Origin of the sequence: Streptomyces celluloflavus (assembly GCA_000720995.1) — a bacterium.
Classification (GTDB): domain Bacteria; phylum Actinomycetota; class Actinomycetes; order Streptomycetales; family Streptomycetaceae; genus Streptomyces; species Streptomyces celluloflavus.
In genome coordinates this window covers 120,696-144,170 of record JOEL01000014.1, presented here as the reverse complement: position 1 = coordinate 144,170, position 23,475 = coordinate 120,696, and the positions used below count along the sequence as shown (strand labels likewise).

21 protein-coding genes are annotated in these 23,475 nt (G+C 73.5%); 11 read left to right on the top strand and 10 right to left on the bottom strand.

What is annotated here, in order from left to right:
• Window positions 1–195 precede the first annotated feature (195 nt).
• Window positions 196–1,380, top strand: a complete 1,185-nt coding sequence (locus tag IH09_RS16025; protein ID WP_052856916.1) for an XdhC family protein — start codon at window positions 196–198, stop codon at window positions 1,378–1,380.
• A gap of 24 nt (window positions 1,381–1,404) precedes the next feature.
• Here IH09_RS16025 and IH09_RS16020 read toward each other — a convergent pair whose 3' ends face one another.
• Complete coding sequence (locus tag IH09_RS16020) at window positions 1,405–2,859, bottom strand: MFS transporter (RefSeq protein WP_052856948.1); 1,455 nt, start codon at window positions 2,857–2,859, stop codon at window positions 1,405–1,407.
• Between the two features lie 170 nt (window positions 2,860–3,029).
• Here IH09_RS16020 and IH09_RS16015 point away from each other — a divergent pair, with 170 nt between their 5' ends.
• From IH09_RS16015 to IH09_RS15995, 5 genes are all read left to right on the top strand, one after another.
• Complete coding sequence (locus IH09_RS16015) at window positions 3,030–3,485, top strand: winged helix-turn-helix transcriptional regulator (protein WP_052856914.1); 456 nt, start codon at window positions 3,030–3,032, stop codon at window positions 3,483–3,485.
• A gap of 620 nt (window positions 3,486–4,105) precedes the next feature.
• Window positions 4,106–6,862 carry a magnesium-translocating P-type ATPase gene (mgtA, locus tag IH09_RS16010; protein WP_094792382.1) on the top strand — a complete coding sequence of 919 codons (2,757 nt, stop codon included), beginning with the start codon at window positions 4,106–4,108 and terminating at the stop codon, window positions 6,860–6,862.
• Between the two features lie 116 nt (window positions 6,863–6,978).
• On the top strand, window positions 6,979–7,797 hold the full coding sequence (locus tag IH09_RS16005) for an MgtC/SapB family protein (RefSeq protein ID WP_052856912.1): 819 nt from the start codon (window positions 6,979–6,981) through the stop codon (window positions 7,795–7,797).
• Between the two features lie 167 nt (window positions 7,798–7,964).
• Window positions 7,965–9,206, top strand: a complete 1,242-nt coding sequence (locus IH09_RS16000; protein WP_318279467.1) for a GNAT family N-acetyltransferase — start codon at window positions 7,965–7,967, stop codon at window positions 9,204–9,206.
• Window positions 9,207–9,423: 217 nt separating this feature from the next.
• Window positions 9,424–9,852, top strand: coding sequence for a DUF7144 family membrane protein (locus tag IH09_RS15995; RefSeq protein WP_240150806.1), 429 nt, complete (start codon window positions 9,424–9,426; stop codon window positions 9,850–9,852).
• A gap of 60 nt (window positions 9,853–9,912) precedes the next feature.
• On the opposite strand, the gene IH09_RS15990 is transcribed toward IH09_RS15995, so the two are convergent.
• Both IH09_RS15990 and IH09_RS15985 read right to left on the bottom strand, forming a co-directional pair.
• Window positions 9,913–10,563, bottom strand: a complete 651-nt coding sequence (locus IH09_RS15990) for a response regulator transcription factor (protein WP_052856908.1) — start codon at window positions 10,561–10,563, stop codon at window positions 9,913–9,915.
• Between the two features lie 4 nt (window positions 10,564–10,567).
• The gene (locus IH09_RS15985) at window positions 10,568–11,812 is read right to left on the bottom strand and encodes a sensor histidine kinase (protein ID WP_052856906.1); all 1,245 of its coding nucleotides are present in this window, start codon (window positions 11,810–11,812) and stop codon (window positions 10,568–10,570) included.
• A 107-nt stretch (window positions 11,813–11,919) separates the two neighbouring features.
• Here IH09_RS15985 and IH09_RS15980 point away from each other — a divergent pair, with 107 nt between their 5' ends.
• Complete coding sequence (locus tag IH09_RS15980; protein ID WP_052856905.1) at window positions 11,920–12,819, top strand: ABC transporter ATP-binding protein; 900 nt, start codon at window positions 11,920–11,922, stop codon at window positions 12,817–12,819.
• The gene (locus IH09_RS15975) at window positions 12,816–13,634 is read left to right on the top strand and encodes an ABC transporter permease subunit (RefSeq protein ID WP_110952334.1); all 819 of its coding nucleotides are present in this window, start codon (window positions 12,816–12,818) and stop codon (window positions 13,632–13,634) included. The genes IH09_RS15980 and IH09_RS15975 overlap by 4 nt, the downstream gene beginning before the upstream one ends.
• Before the next feature lie 424 nt (window positions 13,635–14,058).
• Here IH09_RS15975 and IH09_RS15970 read toward each other — a convergent pair whose 3' ends face one another.
• Window positions 14,059–14,913, bottom strand: coding sequence for a helix-turn-helix transcriptional regulator (locus IH09_RS15970; RefSeq protein ID WP_052856904.1), 855 nt, complete (start codon window positions 14,911–14,913; stop codon window positions 14,059–14,061).
• Between the two features lie 93 nt (window positions 14,914–15,006).
• Here IH09_RS15970 and IH09_RS15965 point away from each other — a divergent pair, with 93 nt between their 5' ends.
• The 3 genes from IH09_RS15965 (at window position 15,007) to IH09_RS15955 (ending at window position 19,175) form a co-directional block, all read left to right on the top strand.
• Window positions 15,007–16,710, top strand: a complete 1,704-nt coding sequence (locus tag IH09_RS15965; protein ID WP_052856903.1) for an AMP-binding protein — start codon at window positions 15,007–15,009, stop codon at window positions 16,708–16,710.
• The gene (locus tag IH09_RS15960) at window positions 16,707–18,440 is read left to right on the top strand and encodes an AMP-binding protein (protein WP_110952333.1); all 1,734 of its coding nucleotides are present in this window, start codon (window positions 16,707–16,709) and stop codon (window positions 18,438–18,440) included. Before IH09_RS15965 ends, IH09_RS15960 begins: the two co-directional genes overlap by 4 nt.
• A gap of 165 nt (window positions 18,441–18,605) precedes the next feature.
• Complete coding sequence (locus IH09_RS15955; protein WP_110952332.1) at window positions 18,606–19,175, top strand: RICIN domain-containing protein; 570 nt, start codon at window positions 18,606–18,608, stop codon at window positions 19,173–19,175.
• A 116-nt stretch (window positions 19,176–19,291) separates the two neighbouring features.
• On the opposite strand, the gene IH09_RS15950 is transcribed toward IH09_RS15955, so the two are convergent.
• The 6 genes from IH09_RS15950 to IH09_RS15930 form a co-directional block, all read right to left on the bottom strand.
• Window positions 19,292–19,666: an MmcQ/YjbR family DNA-binding protein gene (locus IH09_RS15950; protein ID WP_052856942.1), complete on the bottom strand. Its 375-nt coding sequence runs from the start codon at window positions 19,664–19,666 to the stop codon at window positions 19,292–19,294.
• A 109-nt stretch (window positions 19,667–19,775) separates the two neighbouring features.
• On the bottom strand, window positions 19,776–20,339 hold the full coding sequence (locus IH09_RS15945) for a GNAT family N-acetyltransferase (RefSeq protein WP_052856902.1): 564 nt from the start codon (window positions 20,337–20,339) through the stop codon (window positions 19,776–19,778).
• Window positions 20,336–20,917, bottom strand: coding sequence for an NAD(P)H-dependent oxidoreductase (locus IH09_RS15940; RefSeq protein WP_052856901.1), 582 nt, complete (start codon window positions 20,915–20,917; stop codon window positions 20,336–20,338). Before IH09_RS15940 ends, IH09_RS15945 begins: the two co-directional genes overlap by 4 nt.
• Window positions 20,914–21,066, bottom strand: a complete 153-nt coding sequence (locus IH09_RS39920; RefSeq protein WP_240150805.1) for a hypothetical protein — start codon at window positions 21,064–21,066, stop codon at window positions 20,914–20,916. Before IH09_RS39920 ends, IH09_RS15940 begins: the two co-directional genes overlap by 4 nt.
• Before the next feature lie 263 nt (window positions 21,067–21,329).
• Window positions 21,330–22,079 carry a hypothetical protein gene (locus IH09_RS15935; protein ID WP_052856900.1) on the bottom strand — a complete coding sequence of 250 codons (750 nt, stop codon included), beginning with the start codon at window positions 22,077–22,079 and terminating at the stop codon, window positions 21,330–21,332.
• A gap of 493 nt (window positions 22,080–22,572) precedes the next feature.
• The gene (locus tag IH09_RS15930; protein ID WP_052856899.1) at window positions 22,573–23,469 is read right to left on the bottom strand and encodes a 2-hydroxy-3-oxopropionate reductase; all 897 of its coding nucleotides are present in this window, start codon (window positions 23,467–23,469) and stop codon (window positions 22,573–22,575) included.
• Window positions 23,470–23,475: the final 6 nt, after the last annotated feature.

Below are 23,475 nucleotides of genomic sequence, written 5' to 3'. Positions count from 1 at the left end.
CACCGAACAGATCTGACCAACCATCAGCTATCTCATCCACCACGAAGCAAGCAACGACGACGACCGCATCGAGTCACGGAGTGTCGTTGCAGTACTAGGCCGGTCACCTTCCCGTCGCCGCGGGGCGGACGGGAAGGTGGCGACAGGCCCTGGGCCCGCCCGCACCACCATCCGTACATCCGTAAGGAGAACGACATGCTGGACATCGCCGAAGAGCTGCACCGGTGGGCCCGGCAGGGACGCGATTTCGCGGTGGCCACCGTCGTGGCCGCCGACGGCAGCGCGCCCCGCCAGCCCGGCGCCGCCCTCGCCGTCGACGCCGACGGCACAGCGGTCGGGTCGGTCTCCGGCGGATGCGTGGAAGGGGCCGTGTACGAGCTGTGCCAGGAGGCGCTGCGGACCGGGGAACCGGCCCTGGAACGCTTCGGCTACCGCGACGAGGACGCCTTCGCCGTCGGCCTGACCTGCGGCGGCACCATCGATGTACTCGTCACCCCGGTACGGTGCGGCGGCGGACCTGCCGCCGGCGGCGCGGTACCGGCGGCGGACCGCACCGCCGGGACGCTCACCGCCGCGCTGGCCGCCGCCGCCCGGGGGGAGACGGCGGCGGTCGCCCGGATCGTCCGGGGCCCCGCCGGGTTCCTCGGCCGCGCCCTGCTGGTCCGCGCCGACGGCGGCCACCGCGGCACCCTGGGCGGCCCTCCCGCACTCGACGCCACCGCCGTCGAGGAGACCCGCGCCCTGCTGGACGCCGGCCGCACCGCCACCGTGGAGATCGGCGCGGACGGCGCGCAGTGCGGGGAGCCCGTCGTCCTCCTCGTCGAAACCTCCGTCCCCGCCCCCCGGATGATCGTCTTCGGTGCCATCGACTTCGCCGCGGCGCTGGCCAAGGTCGCCAAGTTCCTCGGCTACCACGTCACGGTCTGCGACGCCCGCCCCGTCTTCGCGACCCGCTCCCGCTTCCCGGACGCCGACGAGATCGTGGTCGACTGGCCGCACCGCTATCTGGACTCCCAGGAGCTGGACGCCCGTACGGTGCTCTGCGTACTGACCCACGACGCCAAGTTCGATGTACCGCTGCTGGTGCGGGCGCTGCGGCTCCCGGTCGCCTACGTCGGCGCGATGGGCTCGCGCCGCACCCATCTGGACCGGCTGGACCGGCTGCGGGAGGCCGGTCTCGGCGAGCGGGAGCTGCACCGGCTGCGCTCGCCCATCGGACTCGACCTCGGGGCGCGCACCCCGGAGGAGACCGCACTCTCCATCGCCGCCGAGATCGTCGCCGACCGGCGCGGCGGCACCGGCACCCCGCTGACCGGCGCGCACACCCCCATCCACCACGATCCGGCCCGGCGGGCGGGCCGGATCGGCTCGGTGGCCTGAGGTACGGCCGCGGCCCGGGGGACGTTACGGGGCGGTGGTGGCCGGGGCGGCCGGACGGTCGTCGGGCCCGGCGGCCGCACCGTCCGCGGCGGGCGCCCCGCCCGTGCCGCCGCCCGTACGCCCGCGCCGGAGCCCCCACACCCCGATGAGCAGGGCGAGGAAGACCGCCGCGGCCGGTACGACGAGCCCCGCGTGGTAGCCGTCGAGCTGCGCCGCCGCGGACGTGCCGTCCCCGGTCGCCGCGATCGTCACGGCGGTCACCGCCGCGAGGCCCAAGGCGGCGCCGAACTGGAACGAGGTGTACAGCAGACCACCGGCCAGGCCCTGTTCGCGGTCCGGGACCTCGTCCGCGGTGACGATCGTCAGCGGACCGTAGACCAGGGCGAAGGCGAGGCCGACGAGCAGCATGCTCGGGAACATCGCCGCGTACGTCCAGTCCGCGCCGACCGGCAGGAACACCGCATAGCCGAGGGTGGCGAGCGCCAGGCCCCCGACGATTACCCGGGCGTTGCCGAAGCGCCGTACCAGCCACGGGGTGAGCGTCGGCGCCAGGACCGCGTCGGCGCCCATCGCGAGCATCGCGAAGCTGGTCTGCTCGGGCGACCAGCCGCGCAGCTCCTGGAAATAGAGCACGGCGATGAACTGGAAGCCGAAGAACCCCGCGGTGAACAGCAGCCCCATGATGTTGGCGCGGACCAGCGGGCGGGAGCCGAAGATGCCCAGCCGGACCAGCGGTGCGGCCGACCGCCGTTCGATCACGAGGAACGCGGCGAGCAGCGCGAGCGCCGCGGCGAGGGTGCCCAGGGTCCGCAGGACCGGTGCGTGGGTGGCCTGTTCGACCGTCAGGACGAGCAGCAGCACGGTCCCGGTCACGGTGACCGCGCCCGCCACGTCGACGCGGTCACCGGTCTGCCGCGCCACCCGGTCCTTCGGGATGAGGGGGATACCGGCGAGCAGCACCAGCAGGGCGGGCAGGATCGGCGCGAAGAACACCCAGCGCCAGTCGGCGGCGGTCAGCAGCCCGCCCGCGACCATGCCGATCGAGAAACCGCCGCCCCCGGTGCCGGAGTAGATCAGCAGCGCCCGGTCGCGCTGCGGTCCCGCGGTGAACCCCGTCGTGATGATCGACAGCCCGGCGGGCGCCATGAACGCGGCGCAGATCCCGGTCACGAACCGGGCGGTGATCAGCATCCAGCCCTCGGTCGCCAGCCCGCCGAGACCGGAGAAGACCACGAAGACGGCGAGCGGTACGAGGAACATCCGGCGCCGGCCGAACAGGTCGGCGGCCCGGCCGCCCAGCAGCATGAAACCGCCGTAGCCCAGCACATAGGCGCTGATCACCCACTGCAACTCGCCTGTGGGCAGGCCGAGTTCGGCGCGGATCGAGGGCAGGGCGACATTGAGCATCGCGATGTCGATGCCCTCCAGGAAGAACGCCCCGCAGAGCACCAGCAGCAGCGCCCAGGACCGCCGGTCCATCCGGGCGGAGCTCGCGGTGGCGGGGGAGGGTTCGGGCGGTGCGCCGGATCCGGACATGGCGGTGCTCCTCGGAAGCGGGTAGGGGGAGGGACTCCCGGGCTGGCTGGTTACCCCAGTGCGGGTCGGTTCCTTCTTGTAACCATCCGCAGCCTGCGGCAGAGTGGGGAGATATGGAAGAAGGCACTTCGAAGTCACCGACGCACTCCGAGGGAACCGACCGGCCCGGCTGCGGCCCGGACGACGAGTACCGGGCCCGGCAGTGGGACGTCCGGGAGGGCTGCGAGGTCCGTCAGATCCTCGACCGGGTCGCGGACAAATGGTCGCTGCTCGCCATCGCACTGCTGGACTGCCGGGAGCTGCGGTTCACCGAACTCCGCCGCGAGATCGACGGCATCAGCCAGCGCATGCTGACCGTCACTCTGCGCCAGCTGGAACGCGACGGCCTGGTGCGCCGCACCGTCCACGCCGTCGTCCCGCCGCGGGTCGACTACGCCCTGACGCCGCTGGGCGCCACGCTGCACGAGACCATCCATGCGCTGGTCGGCTGGACCGAGGAGCACCAGGACGAGATCGCCGCCGCCCGCGCCGCCTACGACGCACGGGCCAGGTGCCCGGACGGGGCGTAGCCGGCGACCGGCGGCAAAGGCCGTGCGCAGGGCCATCGGCAAAGGCCATGAGCAAAGCCCGGCGGGAAAACTCGTCGGTAAAGCCCGGCGGTAAAGATCGGGACCGGCCCGGGAAATGCGGCGCAGGTCACACCCGCATGGCGAAATCTTGACCCGAAGGGTGGCAGGGTGCCCGGGGGTGTGTGGCAGGATACGGAGTTGACGGTGTCCAGCTGAGTGGCGCCGGGTTTTGTCCGCGCGAGCAAGGAGGTGATCGGGATGAGTCCCGAAGGAAGTCCTTGCCGCAGCGATGCAGTGTGCTGACTGCCTTTTCTCTGTGAGCCGACGCCGGTGTGCCCCCAGGGCCGCCGTGCTGGCCTCGCTGTGTGCCCCCAGGTGAATTCCGGGTCCTGTCCGGCCCTCTGAACCGTATTGAGCCGATCCGTCGGCCGGCGGTCAGTGCTGCCCGTTTCCAGTTTTTCGAATTCTTCGCGCAGGGGACATTCCTGCCTGCGGAAAAACAGTCCACCGGAATACCGAATTTCGGTGCGCGGTGTTTTCCGCGGCGTCCGCAGGTGTTCTTCTCCAGGTCCGCCAGGATTTCCGCAGGTGTGCCCTCATGCGCGGAGGGAGGTTTTTCCATGACCAATGTGCTCGCTCCCGAGAAGCTCGCACCGCCGGGCCGCCGCCCCCGCCAGGAGCGCAAGGCCGCCGAGCTGGAGGCCCGCACCCGCGTCGTCGCCGACCGGCTCGCCGAGATCAGCGGCCGCCCCGCGGAGCGGGTCCTCCAGGACCTGCACGCGAGCGCCGCCGGGCTCACCCACGAGAGCGCCGTGGACCGCCTGGCGCGCGACGGCGCCAACGTCATCGCCCAGGAGCGCGCCCCCCGCTGGTACGTCCAGCTCGGCAAGGCGTTCTGGAACCCCTTCATCCTCGTGCTCGCGGTGCTCGTCGCCGTCATGTACGCGCAGTGGCTCCAGGTCGCCGACGAGGAGCCCTTCGACCCCAAGATCGCGATACTCGGCGCGATGGTGCTGATCAGCGTCGGGCTGCGGTTCTGGCAGGAGTACCGCTCCAGCAGCTCGGCCGCCGCGCTGCGTGCCCTGGTCACCACGACCACCGCCGTCCAGCGCCGGGCCGGCCGGATGCAGCGGCCCACCACCGTCGAGATCCCGATGGACGGCGTCGTCAGGGGCGACCTCGTCAAACTGGCGGCCGGCGACCTCGTCCCCGCCGACCTGCGGCTGCTCACCGCCAAGGACCTCATGGTCAGCCAGGCCGCGCTGTCCGGTGAGTCGCTGCCGGTCGCCAAGGCCGACACCCGGGTGCACGACTACGGGCAGCACGAGACCCGCGACCCGGTCGAGGCCGACAACCTCGTGCTGACCGGCACGTCCGTGACCTCCGGCACCGCGACCGGGGTGGTCGTCGCCACCGGCTCGGGCACCTACTTCGGCTCCATGGCCGGTTCGCTGGTCGGCGAGCGCCCGGAGACCAGCTTCGACACCGGTGTGAAGAAGGTCAGCTTCCTGCTGATCCGCTTCATGATGGTGATGGTCCCCGTCGTCTTCGTGATCAACGGCGTCACCAAGGGCGACTGGGCCGAGGCGTTCACCTTCGCGGTGGCCGTCGCGGTCGGTCTCACCCCCGAGATGCTGCCGATGGTCGTCACCACCAACCTGGCGCGCGGCGCGGTCGCGATGTCCCGGCGCAAGGTCGTCGTCAAGCGTCTGAACGCCATCCAGAACCTGGGCGCGATGGACGTGCTGTGCACGGACAAGACCGGCACCCTCACCGAGGACCGGATCGTCCTGGACCGCTACCTCGACGTCCACGGCGAGGCCGACGACGAGGTCCTCCAGTACGCCTACCTCAACAGCCACTTCCAGACCGGGCTGCGCAACCTCATGGACCAGGCCGTCATCGACCGGATGCACGAGGCCGAGGAGGTTGTCGTCGACGCGCGCTTCACGCTGGTCGACGAGATCCCCTTCGACTTCGCCCGCCGGCGCATGTCGGTGGTGCTGCGGCGCAACGACCCCACCGCCGCCGAGGCCGCCGCCCCCGAGACCGCCGCGGCCGAGCACGTCCTGGTCACCAAGGGCGCGGTGGAGGAAGTCCTCGCGCTCTGCAGCCACCTGACCGACCACGGCCGGCGCCTCCCGCTCACCGACGCGCTGCGCCGCCGGGTGATGCGCACCGCCGAGGACCACAACCGGCGGGGCCTGCGGGTGCTGGCGGTGGCGACCCGCACGACGCCCGGCGACCAGGACACCTACTCCGTACGGGACGAGGCCGAGCTGACCCTGATCGGCTTCCTCGCCTTCCTCGACCCGCCGAAGCGGGACGCGGCCGAGGCGCTGAAGGCGCTCGCCGACAACGGCATCACCGTCAAGGTCGTCACCGGCGACAACGAACTGGTCGCCGCCCGGGTCTGCGCGGACGTCGGCATCGACGTCGGCACCGTCGTCACCGGCGCCCGGATCGACGGCCTGGACGACGTCGAACTCCTCGAACTCGCCCGGACCACCACCCTGTTCGCCAAGGTCAACCCCGTACAGAAGGCCCGGATCGTGCGCGCCCTGAAGGCCGACGGGCACACCGTCGGGTTCCTCGGCGACGGCATCAACGACGCCGCGGCGCTGCGCGACGCCGATGTCGGCATCTCCGTCGACACCGCCGTGGACATCGCCAAGGAGTCCGCCGACATCATCCTGCTGGAGAAGGACCTCACCGTCCTGGAACAGGGCGTCCTGCAAGGCCGCCAGACCTTCGGCAACACCATCAAGTACATCAAGATGACGGCCTCCTCGAACTTCGGGAACGTCTTCTCGGTGCTGGTCGCGTCCGCCTTCATCCCCTTCCAGCCGATGCTCGCCATGCAGCTGCTCGTCCAGAACCTCTGCTACGACATCTCCCAGCTGGCCACCCCCTGGGACCGGATGGACAAGGACTACCTGCGCAAGCCGCGCACCTGGGACGCCAAGGGCATCGGCCGCTTCATGCTCGTCCTCGGCCCCACCAGCTCGGTCTTCGACGTCACCACCTTCCTGCTGATGTGGCACGTCTTCGGCGCCAACAGCGAGGCGCACCAGGCACTGTTCCAGTCCGGCTGGTTCATCGAGGGCCTGCTGACCCAGACGCTGGTCGTGCACATGCTGCGTACCCGCCGGATCCCGTTCGTGCAGTCCCGCGCCACCCTGCCGGTGCTGCTGATGACCGCGGCCGTCATGGCGGTCGGCGTCTACCTGCCGTTCTCGCCGCTGGCCGGCGTCCTCGGTATGCAGGCGCTGCCGATGAGCTACTTCCCGTGGCTGATCGGCACGCTGGTGGCGTACTGCCTGCTCACCCAGGGCGTGAAGACCTGGTACATCCGCCGGTTCCACACCTGGCTGTGACCGGCCGCGGCCGGGCTCACCACCCGGCCGCTCCCGGCCCGGGGCACCGACGTGTCGCACGGGCCGACGGCACGGATTGCCGTAAGAACGGCAGCAGCGGACGAGGAGAGCGGAACATGATCAACGAATGGCAGCTGGCGGCCAACATCGGCGCCGGCCTCGGCTTCGGCGCGATCATCGGGCTGGAGCGCCAATGGCGCGCCCGGATGGCGGGACTGCGCACCAACGCCCTGGTAGCGGCCGGGTCCGCGCTCTTCGTCCTGCTCTCGCAGTACGGGTTCGTGGCCGCGACCAGCAGCACCGGATACGACGGTTCGCGGGTCGCCGCGCAGATCGTCTCCGGTATCGGTTTCCTCGGCGCGGGCGTCATCATGCGCGACGGGCTGAGCGTCCGGGGCCTGAACACCGCGGCGACGCTGTGGTGTTCGGCCGCCGTCGGCGCGCTGGCCGGCACCGGCCTGTACATCGTCGCGGCGCTGGGCACCGCCGGAGTGGTCGGCGCGAACCTGGTGCTGCGGCCGCTGGGCCGCCGGATGGACCGGGAGCCGAGCGGCGGCGCGGAGGTCGTCACCGACTACTACTTCGAGGCGGTGTGCACCGAACCCGAGGAGGCGCACATCCGCGCGCTGGTCGTCCAGGCCGTCGCCCGGCCCGGCTTCCGGCTGCGGGCGGTGCACAGCCAGGACGCGGAGACCGCGGGCAAGGTGACGGTGGCCGCGGAGCTGAGCACCGAACGCCGCGACGACAGCCTCCTCGAAGAGGCCGTCAGCCGCCTCTCGCTGGAGCCCGCCGTCTCCGCCGTGAGCTGGGCGGTCGTCAGCAACCCGGACACCATCTCGGAGGAGTTCGAAGAGGAGTACGAGGGGCGCGCCGGCGGCCGCCGCAAGCACCGGGTCCGGGACTTCTTCACCGGCCCCCGGCCGCCCCGCACCTGACCCGGCCCCGCCCACCGGTGTCCCGCCGCGGTCCGGCCGGACACCGGCGGCCGGGCACACCGCCGCCCGCGACAACGCCGGGAAGCGGGAAGCGGGAAGCGGGAAGTCGGAAGTCGGAAGCGGGAAATAGGAGTGACGACGTCCAACCGCCGGGCTAGCGTCCCCGTGTGACAACGGACTCCTGTACGACAGTGAATATCCGGGCCATCCCCGAGGCCGACATCGACCAGGCCCTCGACCTCTCCTACCTCGTCTTCCATGTGAAGGCGTCCGAGAAGGCCCGCCGGCACGACCGCGACATCCTGCTGGGTTCCGCGCGGATCGGCGCCTACGACGGCGATCGGCTGGCCGGACAGATCGCCGCGTACCCGCTGACACTCTCCGTCCCCGGGAGCCGGCTCCCGTGCGCCGCACTGGACTTCGTCTCCGTGGTGGCCACCCACCGGCGCCGCGGGCTGCTCACCTCGATGTTCGACGAGGTGTGGCGCGGCTGCGCCGACGCCGGTCAGGTGCTCTCCTGCCTCTGGGCCTCCGAGAGCGCCATCTACGGGCGCTTCGGCTACGCCTCGGCCGGCGAGACCTGCCGGATCGAGATCGACTCCAGCCGCCCGCTCGCGCTGCGCATCGCCCCCGATACCCGGCCGCTGCGGCTGATCGACCCGGCGGACGCGCCCGCCCTGGCCGGCCCGTTCTACGACGCCCATCTGGCACACCGCGCCGGCCGGGTCGTCCGCGACGAGGCGTGGTGGCGCAAGCACGTGCTGCACCTCGACGGCGAGGACGACGACGATGAGGGCTTCGGCCCGCCGCGGGTGGTGGTCCTGGGCGCACCCGGCGAGCCCGTCGGCGGCTACGCCGTCTACCGCACCCGCGGGCCGGGGGAGTCACCCGGTGCGGTCCTGGTCCGGGAACTGGAGGCGGACGGCGCACCGGCCACCGCCGCCCTCTGGTCCTACCTGGCCTCGATCGACCTGACCGCGACCGTACGCGGTCCCTTCCGCCCCGCCGACGATCCGCTGCTGCTGCTGACGGCCGACCGCGACCAGGTCCGGGTGACCCGCCGGGAGCCGGGCCTGTGGATCCGGCTCGTCGATGTCCGCGCGGCACTGACCGCCCGGTCCTGGGCGGCCCCCGTCGATCTCGTCCTCGACCTCCGTGACACCGCCGTACCCGCCAACGCGGGCCGCTTCCGGCTGACCGCGGGACCGGACGGCAGCAGCTGGACACCGACCGACGAGGCGGCCGATCTGACCCTGGACGTCCGGGAGCTGGCGGCCTGCTACCCGGGCGGCACCCGACTGGCCCATCTGGTGTACGCCGGTCTGGTCACCGAGCACACCCCGGGCGCGGCCCGTGCGCTGGACGCGGCCCTGGCCACGGAGTGGCTGCCGGCCACCGGCGAGTACTAGCCGGTTTACGGGTCCTCCCTGTCGCCGCAGCCGCCGGCCCGCCGACGCCCCGGTGCGGGCCGGTGCCGGGCGGCGGACGGCGCGGTGGCGCCCGTGTTCCTCGGGGGCGGGTTGCGGTCGCGGCGCCGGAGGATCGAGGCGACGCTGTCAGGGGAGCGCGGCTCGCCCCGCACGTGCGGCGTGCGGGGCACCCGCGCCGGACAGGAAGGCGGCGGCCATGGCAGCCATGCCCGACCAGGGGCGGCGGGGGAGCCCCTACAACAGCGAAGTGATCTCCGGCGGGACCCTGTTCGCCGGTGTGGCGCTGACGGTGAGCGGGCCGCTCAGCATCCTCCTCGGCATCACCGGCATCACCCGCGACACCGTGTTCTCCTCGCCCCGGTACGCCTACCGGTTCGATCTCACCACCTGGGGCTGGATTCACCTCGTGGTCGGTGTGGCGCTCTTCCTCATCGGCCTGGGGGTCCTGCTCGGCAAGAGCTGGGCGCGCGCCGCCGGCATCGTGGCGGCGGCGATCAGCGTGATCGCCCAGTTCATGTTCATTCCGTACTACCCGGTGTGGTCCGTCATCGTGATGGCCTTCGACCTCCTCATCGTCTGGGGGCTGAGCAGGTCGTTCCACCCTGCGGCCGTCGGGGGTCGGTGACCCCGGACCGGGTCGCCCACGGGCGGCGCGGCCGCGCCCGGCCCGCCGCCCCGACCGCGCTCAGCCGGGGGTGACGAAGCCGGATTCGTAGGCGGCGATCACCGCCTGGGTGCGGTCGCGGGCACCGAGTTTCGCCAGCAGCGAGCCGACGTGTGTCTTGACGGTCTCGGTGCCCACGAAGAGTTCCCGGGCGATCTCGGCGTTGGCGTGGCCGCGGGCCATCAGGCGCAGGACGTCCTGTTCACGAGCGGTGAGCGCGGCACGGGCGAAGTCGGCGCGGGCCCGCGCGTCGGCTCGCCCGCCCGCCAGGGCGCGCACCGACGCGGGGAAGAGCAGCGACTCGCCCTCGGCGACGATCCGGACCGCGTGGACGATCTCGGCGGGGCGGGCGCGTTTGAGGAGGAAACCATCGGCCCCGGCGCGCAGCGCCTCGTAGACGTAGTCGTCGTTCTCGAAGGTGGTGATGATCAGGATCCTGGGCGGATCGGGGACGGTGCGCACGATGGCGCGGGTCGCCTCGATGCCGTCCATGAGGGGCATCCGGACATCCATGGCCACCACATCGGGCCGCAGCCGGTGCACCAGCGGCAGCACCGCCGCCCCGTCCGCGGCCTCACCGACGACCTCGATCCCCGACTGGGCCTCCAGGATCGCGCGCAGCCCGGTCCGCAGCAGCGGTTCGTCGTCGGCCAGGAGGACGGAGACGGTCACGCGGTCACCCTAGGGCCGGCAGCCGGGCCGCCACCCGCCAGTGGCCGTCCCGCGGGCCCGCCTCGAAGGTGCCGTCCAGCAGGGCCGCCCGCTCACGCATCCCGCGCAGCCCCCGGCCGCCGCCCGGACCACGCCCCGGCGGCCGGTCCGGCAGGGCGTTGCGTACCTCCAGCTCCACCCCGGTCCGGTCCGCGGCGACCCGCACGCTCACCGGCACCGGACCGGCGTGCCGCAGCACATTCGTCAGGGACTCCTGCACCATGCGGTAGCCCTCCCGCGACACCGCGTCCGGCAGCTCCCCGACCGGGCCGGTGACCTCGGCCCGCACCGCCGCGCCGGCCGATTCCGCCGACGCCAGCAGACGGCCCACGTCACCGAGCCCGGGACCGCCCGCCGGCGGCACCCCCTCGCGCAGCAGACGCAGGGCCCGCTCCAGATCCGTCAGCGCCTCCCGGCCGGTGTCCTCGATGGTGGCCAGCGCCCGGTCCCGGAACCCGGCCCCGCCGCCCGCCTGCGCGGCACCGGCCTGCACCACCATCACGGTCAGCGCATGGCCGATGGAGTCGTGCAGCTCCTGCGCGAGGCGGTTGTGCTCCAGCAGCCGCGCCGTGCGCTCCTCCAGGGCGGCCAGCCGGTCGGCGGCGGACGGGCCGAGCAGCCGGCGCGCCACAGCCGCCGTACCGGCCCCCGCGCCCACCACCACGGCCATCAGCACCACCAGCGGCCACGGGGCGAGCAGCGCGTACCACCGGTGCGGAGCGCCCAGCGGGCCGAACGCGGTACGGACCGGATCGGTGTGCGCGGTGGCGTTGCGGCCCAGCGCGAGGGCCAGCAGCGGCAGATGGACCGTCAGTGCCGAGACCAGGACGCCGGTTTCGAGACGGAACAGCAGCCATCCGGCCGTCCGCAGCCGGTCCGCCCAGTTCGCCGACGGTGCCGTGGTGACCGGGGAGGGGCGCGCACCGGCCTCGTACCGGGCGTGCGGATGGGGCAGGACGAGCAGCCGCGCCTGTACGCCCTCCACCGCGCGCATGCCCGGTACGGCCGCCGCCGCCAGCAGCAGCGGTACCGGCAGCACCGCCATCCACAGCCACTGCGTGCCCGGGTGACGGAACATGCCCGGCTGCACGAAACCGGTGACCACCCCCACGACGGAGGCGAGCAGCAGATGCAGCCAGCGGGTGTAGGTGAGCGTCCGGCCCAGGGGGCGCAGGACGGCCCCGGCTCGGGCGACGGTCGCGAAAGTCACCCGCGCATCGTCCCACCGCAGGCCCCCGCACCCCTCCCCCGCACGGGGGAGCCGAGGCCCCCCGGCGGGGGAGGACGCGGCCGGGCGCCCGGCCCGAAGCTGCTGCCATGACCTCGATCGAAGTGCGGGACCTGACCAAGACCCACGGCACCCTCAGAGCCGTGGACCGGCTGACCTTCCGGGTGCCGCCGGGCCGGGTCACCGCGTTCCTCGGCCCGAACGGCGCGGGCAAGTCGACCACCCTGCGGGTGCTGGCCGGCCTCCAGCGCCCGACGTCCGGCAGCGCGACCTTCGACGGCCGTGCCTACCGCGAACTGCCCCGGCCGCTGCGGCGGGTCGGCATGCTGCTGGACCCCGACGCCGCCCACGGCGCCCGCCGGGCCCACGACCATCTGCTGGCCATGGCCCGGAGCAACCGGATCCCCGCCCGCCGCGTCGGAGAGGTGCTGGCGGATGCCGGAATCGCCGACGCGGCACGCAAACGGGTCCGCACCTTCTCGCTCGGTATGCGCCAGCGGCTGGGCATCGCCGCGGCGCTGCTGGGCGACCCCGGCGTCCTGGTACTGGACGAACCCACCAACGGCCTGGACCCCCAGGGCATCATCTGGATCCGCACCCTGCTGCGGCGGCTGGCCGAGCAGGGCCGCACGGTCCTGGTCTCCAGCCATCTGATGGCCGAGGTCGCCCTCGCCGCCGACCATCTGGTGGTCATGGCCCGCGGCCGCCTGCTCGCCGACCTGCCCATGGACGCCTTCGTCCGGGAGAACACCCACCGCACCGTACGGGTGCGCACCACCGAAGGCACCCGGCTGCGCGACGAACTGGCGCGGGCGGAGCTGACGGCGGTGCCCGGCGACGACGGCAGCTGGACGGTCGACGGCGCGGCGCCCGCCGACATCGGCGCGCTGGCCGCCCGGCACGGCATCCCCATCCTGGAACTGACCGAGGAGGGGCCCTCGTTGGAGGACGCCTACCTCCGCCTCACCCGCGAGGAGACGCGAGCATGAGCGCCGAGGGCACCACCCGCGCGCACCCCGTGTCCGGCGGCGGCCCCGGTGGCGCGGCGGACGGGGGCCGGTTCGCCCGGTTCGGGGCGGTGCTCCGCGCCGAGTGGACGAAGATCCGGAGCCTGCCCTCCCTCTACGGCAGCCTGGCCGCCGTCGTCCTGATGTCGGCGGGCATCACCCTCGTCGCCGCCGGCACGGACCACGTCACACACACCGAGCCGGGCTTCGACCCGCTCTTCTACGCCTTCTACGGCGTCAACTTCGGGCAGGTGGCCGCCGTCGCCTTCGGTGTCGCCGCCGTCGCGGGCGAATGGTCCGGCGGCGCCATCCGGGTCTCGCTCGTGGCCGTACCGCGCCGCGCCACGCTGTACGCGGCGAAGCTGACCGTGGTCGGCGGCCTGGCGCTCGCCGCCGGACTGCTCACCGGCCTGGTCTGCTTCTTCGGCGGGGAGGCGTTCCTCGGACGCCACGGCGTCGGACTCGGCGCCCCCGGGGCCCTGCCGGCGGTCCTCGGCTGCGGCCTCTACCTGGCCCTGCTCACCCTGCTGGCCGCGGGCGTCGCCGCCCTGCTGCGCAGCCCGGTCGGCGCGCTGAGCCTCCTCGTACCGCTGGTCGTCTCCGTCTCCCCGCTGCTCGGCTCGATCGACGCCACGAAGGACCTGGCGCAGTTCCTGCCCGACCGGGCCGGCCAGCAGATCCTCCACACCGTCCCCCAGGGCGCGCTGACCGGCTGGACCGGTCTGGCGACGATGACCGCCTGGGCCGCGGTGACGGTCTGGGCAGGCGGGCGGGCGCTGGCGCGCCGGGACGAGTGAACGCCGGTGGCCCGGACGGCGTTCGGGCCGGGGGCGGACGGCGTCCGGTGCGCGGTGCCCTCCGGTAGCCGCCCGGCGGGTAGCCGGGGCCGCGGCGCGCGGTGCCGCGCCCGGAGCCTGACCGCCCGCCGGGCCGGGGCCGGGCGGCCGGGGCCGTATCGGGGGACGGCCCCGGCCGCACTCGCCCACCTCGGCGGGCTGGGGCCGCGCCGCTGCACCGGACGGGGCCGTGGTCGTACGCCACCCGGTCGGTCCGGGCAGCGCCGTCTCCGTCCGCGTCGTTCCTGTCCGCCCGGTTCGTGTCCCGCGTGGGCCGGGGTCCCGAGCCTCCCGGGGCCCGCGGGCCCTGCCCCGCGTCAGCCGGGTGCCACCCCGCCCGCCTCCCGCCCGGCCCGCGCCCCGCCTCCGGCCCGTCGGCACTCCCTCAGGGCAGCAGCCCCGCCCGCCGCGCAGCGATCACCGCCTGCATCCGCGAATGCGCCCCCAGCTTCCGCATGGACGACGCCAGATAGCCCTTCACCGTCTCCGGCCGCAGCCCCAGCCGCTGCGCCGCCTCCGCATTCGTCGCCCCGGACGCCACACACGCCAGTACGTCCACCTCGCGCGGCGCCAGCGCGGGAGCCCCCTCGGACCCGCCGGCCCCGCCGGACCGCCCCGAAGAGGCCGCCGCGAGCCGGCCGCACGCCGCCAGCATCTCCCGCCGCAGCACCGGATCGGCGATCCGCTGCGCCAGCGCCCGCAGTGCGCCGTGCGCCTCCCGCACCTCCTCCCACATCGCCGGATCGGCGGCGGTCGGCTGCCGGGCCACCGACAGCAGCCGCGCCGCCTCGTCCTGCAACAGCAGCGCCTGCTCCAGCTCCCGCGCCGCCTCCATCGCCGCCGTCAGCGGCCGGTCGCCCAGCCGCAGCGGCCGGCGCAGCGCCCCGTACAGCACCCCGCGCACCCGGCGCCGGACGATCACCGGCACCGCGAGCACCGACCGCAGCCCCTCCGCGCCCACCGCCGCGTCGTACTCGTGGCTGATCGCCGGCGAGGAGTGGTAATCGGCCACCGCGAACGGCCGGGACTGCGCCGCGGCCTTCCCGCCCAGGCCGTTGCCGTGGTGGATGTGCAGCCCGCGCAGCGCCGCGGACGCCGTACCGGACAGCTCGTTGATGCGATAGCGGCCGGTACCGGCCAGCAGCCCGCCGAACGCCACCGGCAGACCGCTGGCCCGCCGCAGCCGCGACAGCGCCGCCCGTACGTCCGCGGAATCGTTCGACCCCGACTCGCCCTGCACGCCGAAACCTCCGCTTCCCCCCGTTCGGGGGTGGTGAGACCTGCGTCACTGATTACACGATGGCGGGCAGCGGTGCGGCAACGAGGAGGACACATGAGGGACACGGAAACCGGTGCGGCGGGGCGCGCACCGGCCGCCACCGAGGAGTTCCGGGCGGCGCGGGATCTGCTGCTCCGGCACCGGGAGGACTACGACGCGGCCCGCGCGGCCTTCCGCTGGCCCCGCCCCGGGCGCTTCAACTGGGCGCTCGACTGGTTCGACGTCATCGCCCGCGGCAACGACCGGACCGCGCTGCACATCGTCGAGGAGGACGGCACCGAGACCCGCCTCACCTTCGCGGACCTGCGCCGCCGCTCCGACCAGGTCGCCAACTGGCTTTCCGGCAACGGGGTACGCCCCGGCGACCGGCTCATTGTGATGCTCGGGAACCAGGCCGAACTGTGGGAGACCGCGCTCGCCGCGATGAAGCTGCGCGCCGTCGTCATCCCCGCGACACCGCTGCTGGGCCCGGCCGATCTCGCCGACCGCGTCCACCGCGGCCGGGCCCGGCACGTCGTGGTGCGCGCCGCGGACACCGGCAAGTTCGCCGCCGTCCCCGGCGACTACACCCGGATCGCGGTGGGCGGCGCGGACCCCGGCTGGCTCGCGTACGAGGAGGCGTACGACGGCCCCGCCGACTACCGGCCCGACGGGCCCACCCGGGCCGACGACCCGCTGATGCTGTACTTCACCTCCGGCACCACCGCCCGGCCCAAGCTCGTCGAGCACACCCACGCCTCCTACCCCATCGGCCACCTCGCGACGATGTACTGGACCGGTCTGCGGCCCGGCGATGTGCATCTGAACATCTCCTCGCCCGGCTGGGCCAAGCACGCCTGGTCCAATCTCTTCGCGCCCTGGAACGCCGAGGCCACCGTCTTCATCCACAACTACACCCGCTTCGACGCGGCCCGGCTGATGGCCGAAATGGACCGGGCGCGCGTCACCAGCTTCTGCGCCCCGCCCACCGTGTGGCGGATGCTCATCCAGGCCGATCTGTCGGTGCTCCGGCATCCGCCGCGGGAGATCGTCGCGGCCGGGGAACCGCTCAACCCGGAGATCATCGAGCAGGTGCGGCAGAGCTGGGGCGTGACGATCCGGGACGGCTTCGGCCAGACCGAGACCGCCGTCCAGGTCGCCAACACCCCCGGCCAGCAGGTCAAACCGGGTTCCATGGGCCGGCCCACCCCCGGCTTCGAGGTCGTACTGCTGGACCCGGTCAGCGGCGCCCCGGCCGATGAGGGCGAGATCGCCCTCGACCTCGCCGCGCACCCCGTCGGCCTGATGGCCGGTTACGCGGGCGATCCGGCGCGCACCGCGGAGGCGATGGCCGGCGGTTACTACCGCACCGGCGACATCGGCGCCCGCGACAGCGATGGCTGGATCACCTATGTCGGCCGCGCCGACGACGTGTTCAAGGCGTCCGACTACAAGATCTCGCCATTCGAGCTGGAGAGCGCCCTGCTGGAGCACGAGGCGGTTGCCGAGGCCGCCGTCGTCCCGGCCCCCGACCCGCTGCGGCTGGCCGTCCCCAAGGCGTACATCGTGCTGGCGGCCGGCTGGGCGCCCGGCCCGGAGACCGCGAAGCTGCTCTTCGCGCACTCCCGGGAGGTACTGGCCCCCTACAAGCGCATCCGGCGGCTGGAGTTCGCCGAGTTGCCGAAGACCGTCTCCGGCAAGATCCGCCGCGTCGAACTGCGCGAGCGCACCGCGCACGGCGACGGCGGCGCGGAGTACCGGGAGGAGGACCACCGATGAGCCGCCCGCACACCGAGCCGGACACCGAGCCGGACACCGGGCCCGGCACGGAGCCGCGCACCGGCCCGCAGCCGGCGCTGTCGTACGCCGCCGGGGCCACCGGCCGGCCGCTGCTCGACCACACCATCGGTGCCGACCTGGCTCGTGCCATCGCCCGGTTCGGCGACCGAGAGGCGCTGGTCGAGGCGGTCGGCGGCCGCCGCTGGACGTACGCCGAACTGGGCCGGGCGGTGGACGAGGTGGCGCTCGGCCTGCTCGCCAAGGGCATCGGCAAGGGCGACCGGGTCGGCATCTGGGCGCCCAACTGCCCCGAGTGGGTGCTCGTCCAGTACGCCACCGCCCGCATCGGCGCCATCCTCGTCAACGTCAACCCCGCCTACCGCGTCCACGAGTTGGCGTACGTCCTCCGGCAGGCCGGCGTCCGGCTCCTGGTCTCGGTGACCCGGCACAGGTCCAGCGACTACCGCGGCATGATCGAACGGGTCCGGGCCGAGACCCCGGAGCTGCGCGAGGTGGTCTACGTCGGCGATCCCAGCTGGGACGGGCTGGTGGCCGCCGGCCGGGCCGTCCCGCACACCCGGCTCGCCGCGTGCGAGGCGGAGCTGTCCGCCGACGACCCGGTCAACATCCAGTACACCTCCGGCACCACCGGCTTCCCCAAGGGCGCCACCCTCTCCCACCGCAACATCCTCAACAACGGCTACTGGGTGGGCGAGACGATCGGCTACACCGAACACGACCGGGTGTGCCTGCCCGTCCCCTTCTACCACTGCTTCGGCATGGTCATGGGCAATCTCGGCGCCACCTCGCACGGTGCCTGCATCGTTATCCCGGCACCCTCCTTCGACCCGGTGGCCACCCTCCGGGCGGTCCAGGACGAGCGGTGCACCTCCCTGTACGGCGTCCCCACCATGTTCATCGCCGAACTCGACCACCCCGACTTCACCACCTACGACCTGACCTCGCTGCGCACCGGCATCATGGCGGGCTCGCCCTGCCCGGAGGAGGTGATGAAACGGGTGGTCGCCGAGATGCACATGGCCGAGGTCTCCATCTGCTACGGCATGACCGAGACCTCCCCGGTCTCCACCCAGACGCGCCGCGACGACGACCTGGCGCACCGCACCGCGACGGTCGGCCGGGTGCTGCCGCACATCGAGGTGCGGATCGTCGATCCGGTGACCGGCGCGACGGTGCCGCGCGGCGAACCGGGGGAGCTGTGCACCCGCGGCTACAGCGTGATGCTCGGCTACTGGCAGGAACCGGCCCGCACCGCCGAGGCCATCGACGCCGACCGGTGGATGCACACCGGCGATCTGGCGGTGATGGACGACGACGGTTATGTGCGGATCGTCGGCCGCATCAAGGACATGATCATCAGGGGCGGCGAGAACGTCTATCCGCGCGAGATCGAGGAGTTCCTCTACTCCCACCCCAAGATCGCCGACGTCCAGGTCGTCGGCGTCCCGGACCCGAAGTACGGCGAGGAGATCGCCGCCTGCGTCATCCTCCGTGATCCCCAAGTGCGGCTGACCCAGGAGGAGTTGGCCGAGTACTGCCGCTCCCGGCTCGCCCACTTCAAGGTGCCGCGCCATCTGGAGATCCTCGACTCCTTCCCGATGACGGTCAGCGGCAAGGTCCGCAAGGTCGAACTGCGCGAGCGGCTGGCGAAGGAGCGGGGCGGGGCCGGGGCCCGGGACGCGGTGCCGCCCGCGCCGGCCGGCGCCTGACCACGGGGCGGGGCGCCTTCCACGCCGACCGATCTACATTTCCCGGGAATATCACACGAAAGGATTGTTTCCGCGTTCATTTCCCCCTTGGCCGTGCCGCCTTCGCCATGCTCCTCTTCGGCCGGACCCTCCGGCCGAGTTCGCCAAGTCCTTTCAGGAGAAGCCATGTCGGCATTCAAGCGGAACCTGGTGGCCGCGACCACCGCCCTCGTGGGGACGGCGCTGGTCTGCGCCCTGTCGGGTCCGGCCGCTTCGGCCGAGCCCGTGCCGGACCGGCCCGCGGCGGCCCACGCGGCCTCGGTGGGGCGGCTGAGCCTGCGGCTGGCATCGGACCCGGGCCAGGTCGCCAACGTCCGCGGCGGCGGGAGCGAGAACGGCACCCCGGTCGTCCAGTGGCCCTGGACCGGCGGCAAGAACGAGCGCTGGGAGGCCACCGCGGTCGCCGACGGCTACTACCGGCTCGCCTCCCGGGAGAGCGGCAAGTGCCTGAACGTCCGGGGCGGCGGGCGCGAGAACGGCGCACCGGTCATCCAGTACACCTGCGACAGCGGCGCCAACGAACAGTGGCGGTTCGTACCCAAGGGCATCGGATACCAGGTCGTCGTCAGGTCCAGCGGCAAGTGTCTGAACGTCGAAGGGGGCGTCGGCAAGGGGAACGCGCTGATCCAGTACTCCTGCTCCGCCCACGGCACCGCCAACGACGTCTGGCTGCCCGTGTGGGAACCGGTGTCCTGACCCGGGTACCACCCCTCCCGGCCGCCCTGCCCGCGCCCGCCGCCACGGTCCCGGCAGCGCGCGGCCGGGACCGCACCGCCCCGACCGGCCCCGCCCTCCACTGAGGGCGGGGCCGGTCAGCGCTGTCCCGGCCAGTCGAGGAGAAGGCGCTGGGTACGCGGGAGAGCGGCGACGATGAGGTCGTAGGAGTCCTCGATCAGGTCGAGGACCAGCCGGTCGGGCAGCCCGCCGTCGAGCGAGACGGTGTTCCAGTGCCGCTTGTTGAGGTGGTAGCCGGGCCGGACCTCCGGGTGCGCCGCGCGCAGCCGCTCGGCCAGCTCCGGTTCGCATTTGAGGCTCACGGTCAGCGGCCGGGCCGTCAGCGTGGTCAGCGCGAAGATCTTGCCGCCGACCTTGAAGGTGGACACGTCCGGGTTCCGGGAGAAGGGGAACTCCTCGGTCGCGCCGTTGAAGTCCAGACAGGCGGACCGGAGGGCGTTCGCGTCGATCATGGTCACAGTATGGCGCGCCCTCCCGCGGACCTTACGGCTCGTCAGCAGCGGAACGGCTCCTCGCCGGGCACGCGCCCGCGAAGAGCCGTTCCACCGGGGAACGCCGGCCTCAGCGCGCGGACTCCGGCGCCGCCGGACCCGGCTCCGGGGCCGCCCCCGCCGCGGCCCGTCGCATGCACACCCGGGGCCAGCGGTCCAGGCCGAGCGCCGCCTCATGGGCGCGGATGGCCCGCAGCCCCGGGGTCAGCTCCGTATCGGCCAGGACGCGGAACCCGATCCGGGCGTAGTACGGGGCGTTCCACGGGACCTCGGCGAAGGTGGTCAGGGTCAGCGGGTACGGCCCGGCGGCCCGCTCCGCCCGGTCGATCAGCGCCCGGCCGAGGCCGCGCCGCGCATGGTCCGGGCGCACCGACACCTGCTCGATATGGGTACAGCCGTCGACCGGCTCCCACATCACATAGGCGGCCGGCCGGCCCTCGGCGCCGCCCTCGCCCGGCTCGTCATGGGCGACCAGCAGCCGGCCCGCCCGCTGGTACTCCGTGAGTTGCGCCGTCGTCGGCGGCTCGTCGTCCGCGATCTGCGGCATTCCCAGGGCGCGGAACGGCTCTCCGGCGGCCCGTTCGAGGTCACGCAGCGCGGGCAGGTCTTCGGGCGTGGCGATACGGATGATCATCCGGACAGTGTCGCCGTTTCCGCCGGGTGCGGCGACCGGGTTTCGACGGCCGCGGGGTCGCCGTGCCGCAGCAGCGAGCGGTAGCGGCCGGTCTCGGCGGCCAGCTCCGTGTCGGTGAGGCGATGGGCACGGTGGACGACGAACGGCTCCGCGTACCGCATGCCCGTCACATACGCCGTCGCGTCGAACGGCCGCAGGAGATCCCGTACCGGGAAGCGGTTGAACCCGTCGGGGCGGTAGTACTCCTCGGCGCCCCCGGCCGTCGTCGCCACCTGGAGGACCTTGCCGCGCAGCGCGGTGCCGCCCGGACCGTGGGCGAAACGGTACGCGAGGACCTCGTCCAGCCACGCCTTGAGCAGCGGGGGAGCGGAGTACCAGTAGAACGGGAACTGCAACACGATCCGGTCGTGGGCGAGGAGCAGCCGCTGCTCGTGCGCGACATCGACCCGCAGGCCGGGGTAGGCGGCGTAGAGGTCGTGGACGGTGACGTTGGCCTCGGCGCGGGCGGCGTCGGCGAGCGCCGCGTTCGCACGGGAGGCGGCGAGGTCGGGGTGGGCCAGAACTATCAGGGTGGTCACGGCAGTCGGTCTCCGTACGGGGAGGCCGGGCGCAGACCACCGGTCCGGTGGGGCGAGGTGAGGGCGTCGAGGCGGTGGCGGGCGGCGTCGCCGCGGTGCTCCCCTTGCGGGGCGACGGCGCCCGTCGCGCCGATCACAGTGATCTTCATGGGGGTGATCATGCCGTGTCGCAATCTGCTCCCTCAGCCGGACCCGGCTGGGGGAACGCCCCCCCATCAGGTGCGGACGGTGCCTGGCACCCCGCACGCCGAGGCTGGGAGTCCCCGCCCGCCGGACGCCGGGGCCGGGAGTCCGCCCGCCGTGGCTCGCCTACCGCCGCCGGTCGGTGACACCTCCTCCGCTCCCGGACCGGCACTCCGACCGCTCCCGCGCGGTGGCCGCGGCCCGGTCCCGGGCTGCGGCCGGGGCGGTGTCACCGGCCCGTCGCGCCGTACCGGATCAGCTCGTCGGCCGGGTCGTTGACCGGCTGTGGGGTGCCCGTGAGGTCCATGACGAACAGTGGGATGTACAGCTCGTCGGCGCGCGAGCGGGCGTCCCGGGCATAGCCCGCCAGGGAGAAGAAGACCGCTGTCGCCGAGTCGTTGAGGCCGTTGAGCCAGACGCACTCGATCTCGCGCAGGGCCGTGGACCGGGTCGTCGGATCGACCTGCGCCACCACACCGCGGCCGCGCAGGTCCACGCCGGAGGCGGTCCGCTCCTGGGTCCGGGCGACATCCGTGTAGCCCAGCCACTTCAGGTACTGCGCGGCGGCGGTGACGCAGTCCCGGGCGGTACGGATGGTGACCGGCCGGAACGCGGGCCGCGCCACGGCGGGCACGGTGCCCGGGGCGGTCGCGGGCAGCGGCTCGGCCGCGGTGCGCAGCGGGCCTGCGGACGGGAAGTTCGGCGGCGGCGGGACGGGTGCGGGCAGGACGGGAATGCGGACCACCGTCCCGCACACACAGCCGGATTCGGGCGCCGGCCAGTCGTCCTGGCGCCCGCAGCTGTCACAGCGCACCTCCACCCAGGAGCCCTGCCAGGTGCGGTGCACTATCTCGACGGGCAGTCCGCCGGGCAGCACGGGCAGGGTCAGCGGGGCGCCGCACGCACACGGGAAGGTGGGCGGGGTGAAGGCGTTCTCGCGGCGGCACGTCGGGCACCGCACCGGCACGCTGTCGGCCATGGTCGGCTCCTGGCTGGTAGATCGGCGGACGGATCGGCTCTGCTGGCGCCTTCCATGCTCTCTCCAAACGCGGTCGGACGAGGCCGGAATGCATCGAGCGGCGCAGTACGGGCGGAGACATCCGGGGGAGCACAGCGCATCCGGGGAGAGGAGTACGGCGCACACGGGGCGCGTGGGCGGCGCACGTGGTGCCCGTACCGGGGCCGTCCACGGGGCCCGGCAGGCGCTGCCGCCGCGTACGGGCTGGGCACTCCGCAACGGGCCGGACGGTACGGATGCGCGCGACAGCCGGCCGCCGCCCGCCGGTCCGTGGTGAACCGGGGCGGCGGGGGCGGGCGTTGGGGGGTGTTCCGGGCGGCGGCCGGGCCTGGGCGCGACAGGGAAATTGTCGGCCCGGCCGCCGCCCGGAAGCGCGGGGCCCGGAAGCGCGGGGCCCGGAAGCGCGGGGCCCGGGGCCCGAGGCCCGGTGGTGCGTCCGGGCGCGTCCCCGGGCTCAGGCGCCGGCGGGGTGCCCGGAGAGGCGTTCGACGCCGCGGAGGAGGGCGGAGTGGTCGAGACCGCCGTCGCCCTGGGCGCGCAGGGCGGCGACGAGGCCCGCGACGACCGTGCCGACGGGAAGGGCGGCGCCGACCGCGCGGGCGGCGTCGGTGACGATGCCCATGTCCTTGTGGTGCAGGTCGATACGGAAGCCGGGCGCGAAGTCACGGTCGCGGAAGTTGTCCTTCTTGCGGGTCAGGACGGTGGAGCCGGCCAGACCGCCGTTCAGGACGTCGAGGGCGGCGGCGAGGTCGACGCCGGACTTCTCCAGGAAGACCACGGCCTCGGCGCAGGCTTGGATGTTGACGGCGACGATCAGCTGGTTGGCTGCCTTGACCGTCTGGCCCGCACCGTGCGGTCCGCACCGGATGACGGTCCTGCCCAGCGTCTCCAGGATCGGCCGGGCCGCGTCGAAGTCGGCCTGGGTGCCGCCGGCCATGATGGACAGGACCGCCTCGACGGCACCCGCCTCACCGCCGGAGACCGGCGCGTCCAGCACCCGGATCCCGTGCCGTCCGGCGGCCTCGGCGAGGTCGACGGAGGTCTGCGGGGTGATCGAGGACATATCGATCAGCAGTGTCCCGGGCCTGGCGTGGGCGAGGATGCCGTCGGGGCCGTAGGCGACCGCCTCGACCTGGGGGGAGGCGGGCACCATCGTGATGACCACGTCCGCGTCCCGCACCGTCTCGGCGACGGACGCGGCGGCGGTGCCGCCGGCCGCGGCCAGCCGGTCCAGTTTGGGCCGCTCCAGCGTGTAACCGGTCACGGCGTAACCGGCCTTGAGGAGATTCTCGGCCATGGGCGAACCCATGATCCCCAGTCCGATCCACCCGATCCTGGGCAGGCTGCTCATACGGAC

What these genes read in the sequence shown, in the direction of transcription:
- IH09_RS15955 (WP_110952332.1), top strand. Translation starts at nt 18,606, where the DNA reads ATGTCGGCATTCAAGCGGAACCTGGTGGCCGCGACCACCGCCCTCGTG.
- IH09_RS15945 (WP_052856902.1), bottom strand. Translation starts at nt 20,339, where the DNA reads ATGATCATCCGTATCGCCACGCCCGAAGACCTGCCCGCGCTGCGTGAC.
- mgtA (WP_094792382.1), top strand. Translation starts at nt 4,106, where the DNA reads ATGACCAATGTGCTCGCTCCCGAGAAGCTCGCACCGCCGGGCCGCCGC.
- IH09_RS15935 (WP_052856900.1), bottom strand. Translation starts at nt 22,079, where the DNA reads ATGGCCGACAGCGTGCCGGTGCGGTGCCCGACGTGCCGCCGCGAGAAC.
- IH09_RS16025 (WP_052856916.1), top strand. Translation starts at nt 196, where the DNA reads ATGCTGGACATCGCCGAAGAGCTGCACCGGTGGGCCCGGCAGGGACGC.
- IH09_RS16020 (WP_052856948.1), bottom strand. Translation starts at nt 2,859, where the DNA reads ATGGACCGGCGGTCCTGGGCGCTGCTGCTGGTGCTCTGCGGGGCGTTC.
- IH09_RS15995 (WP_240150806.1), top strand. Translation starts at nt 9,424, where the DNA reads ATGGCAGCCATGCCCGACCAGGGGCGGCGGGGGAGCCCCTACAACAGC.
- IH09_RS16005 (WP_052856912.1), top strand. Translation starts at nt 6,979, where the DNA reads ATGATCAACGAATGGCAGCTGGCGGCCAACATCGGCGCCGGCCTCGGC.
- IH09_RS15980 (WP_052856905.1), top strand. Translation starts at nt 11,920, where the DNA reads ATGACCTCGATCGAAGTGCGGGACCTGACCAAGACCCACGGCACCCTC.
- IH09_RS15975 (WP_110952334.1), top strand. Translation starts at nt 12,816, where the DNA reads ATGAGCGCCGAGGGCACCACCCGCGCGCACCCCGTGTCCGGCGGCGGC.
- IH09_RS39920 (WP_240150805.1), bottom strand. Translation starts at nt 21,066, where the DNA reads ATGAAGATCACTGTGATCGGCGCGACGGGCGCCGTCGCCCCGCAAGGG.
- IH09_RS16015 (WP_052856914.1), top strand. Translation starts at nt 3,030, where the DNA reads ATGGAAGAAGGCACTTCGAAGTCACCGACGCACTCCGAGGGAACCGAC.
- IH09_RS15960 (WP_110952333.1), top strand. Translation starts at nt 16,707, where the DNA reads ATGAGCCGCCCGCACACCGAGCCGGACACCGAGCCGGACACCGGGCCC.
- IH09_RS15950 (WP_052856942.1), bottom strand. Translation starts at nt 19,666, where the DNA reads ATGATCGACGCGAACGCCCTCCGGTCCGCCTGTCTGGACTTCAACGGC.
- IH09_RS15930 (WP_052856899.1), bottom strand. Translation starts at nt 23,469, where the DNA reads ATGAGCAGCCTGCCCAGGATCGGGTGGATCGGACTGGGGATCATGGGT.
- IH09_RS15965 (WP_052856903.1), top strand. Translation starts at nt 15,007, where the DNA reads ATGAGGGACACGGAAACCGGTGCGGCGGGGCGCGCACCGGCCGCCACC.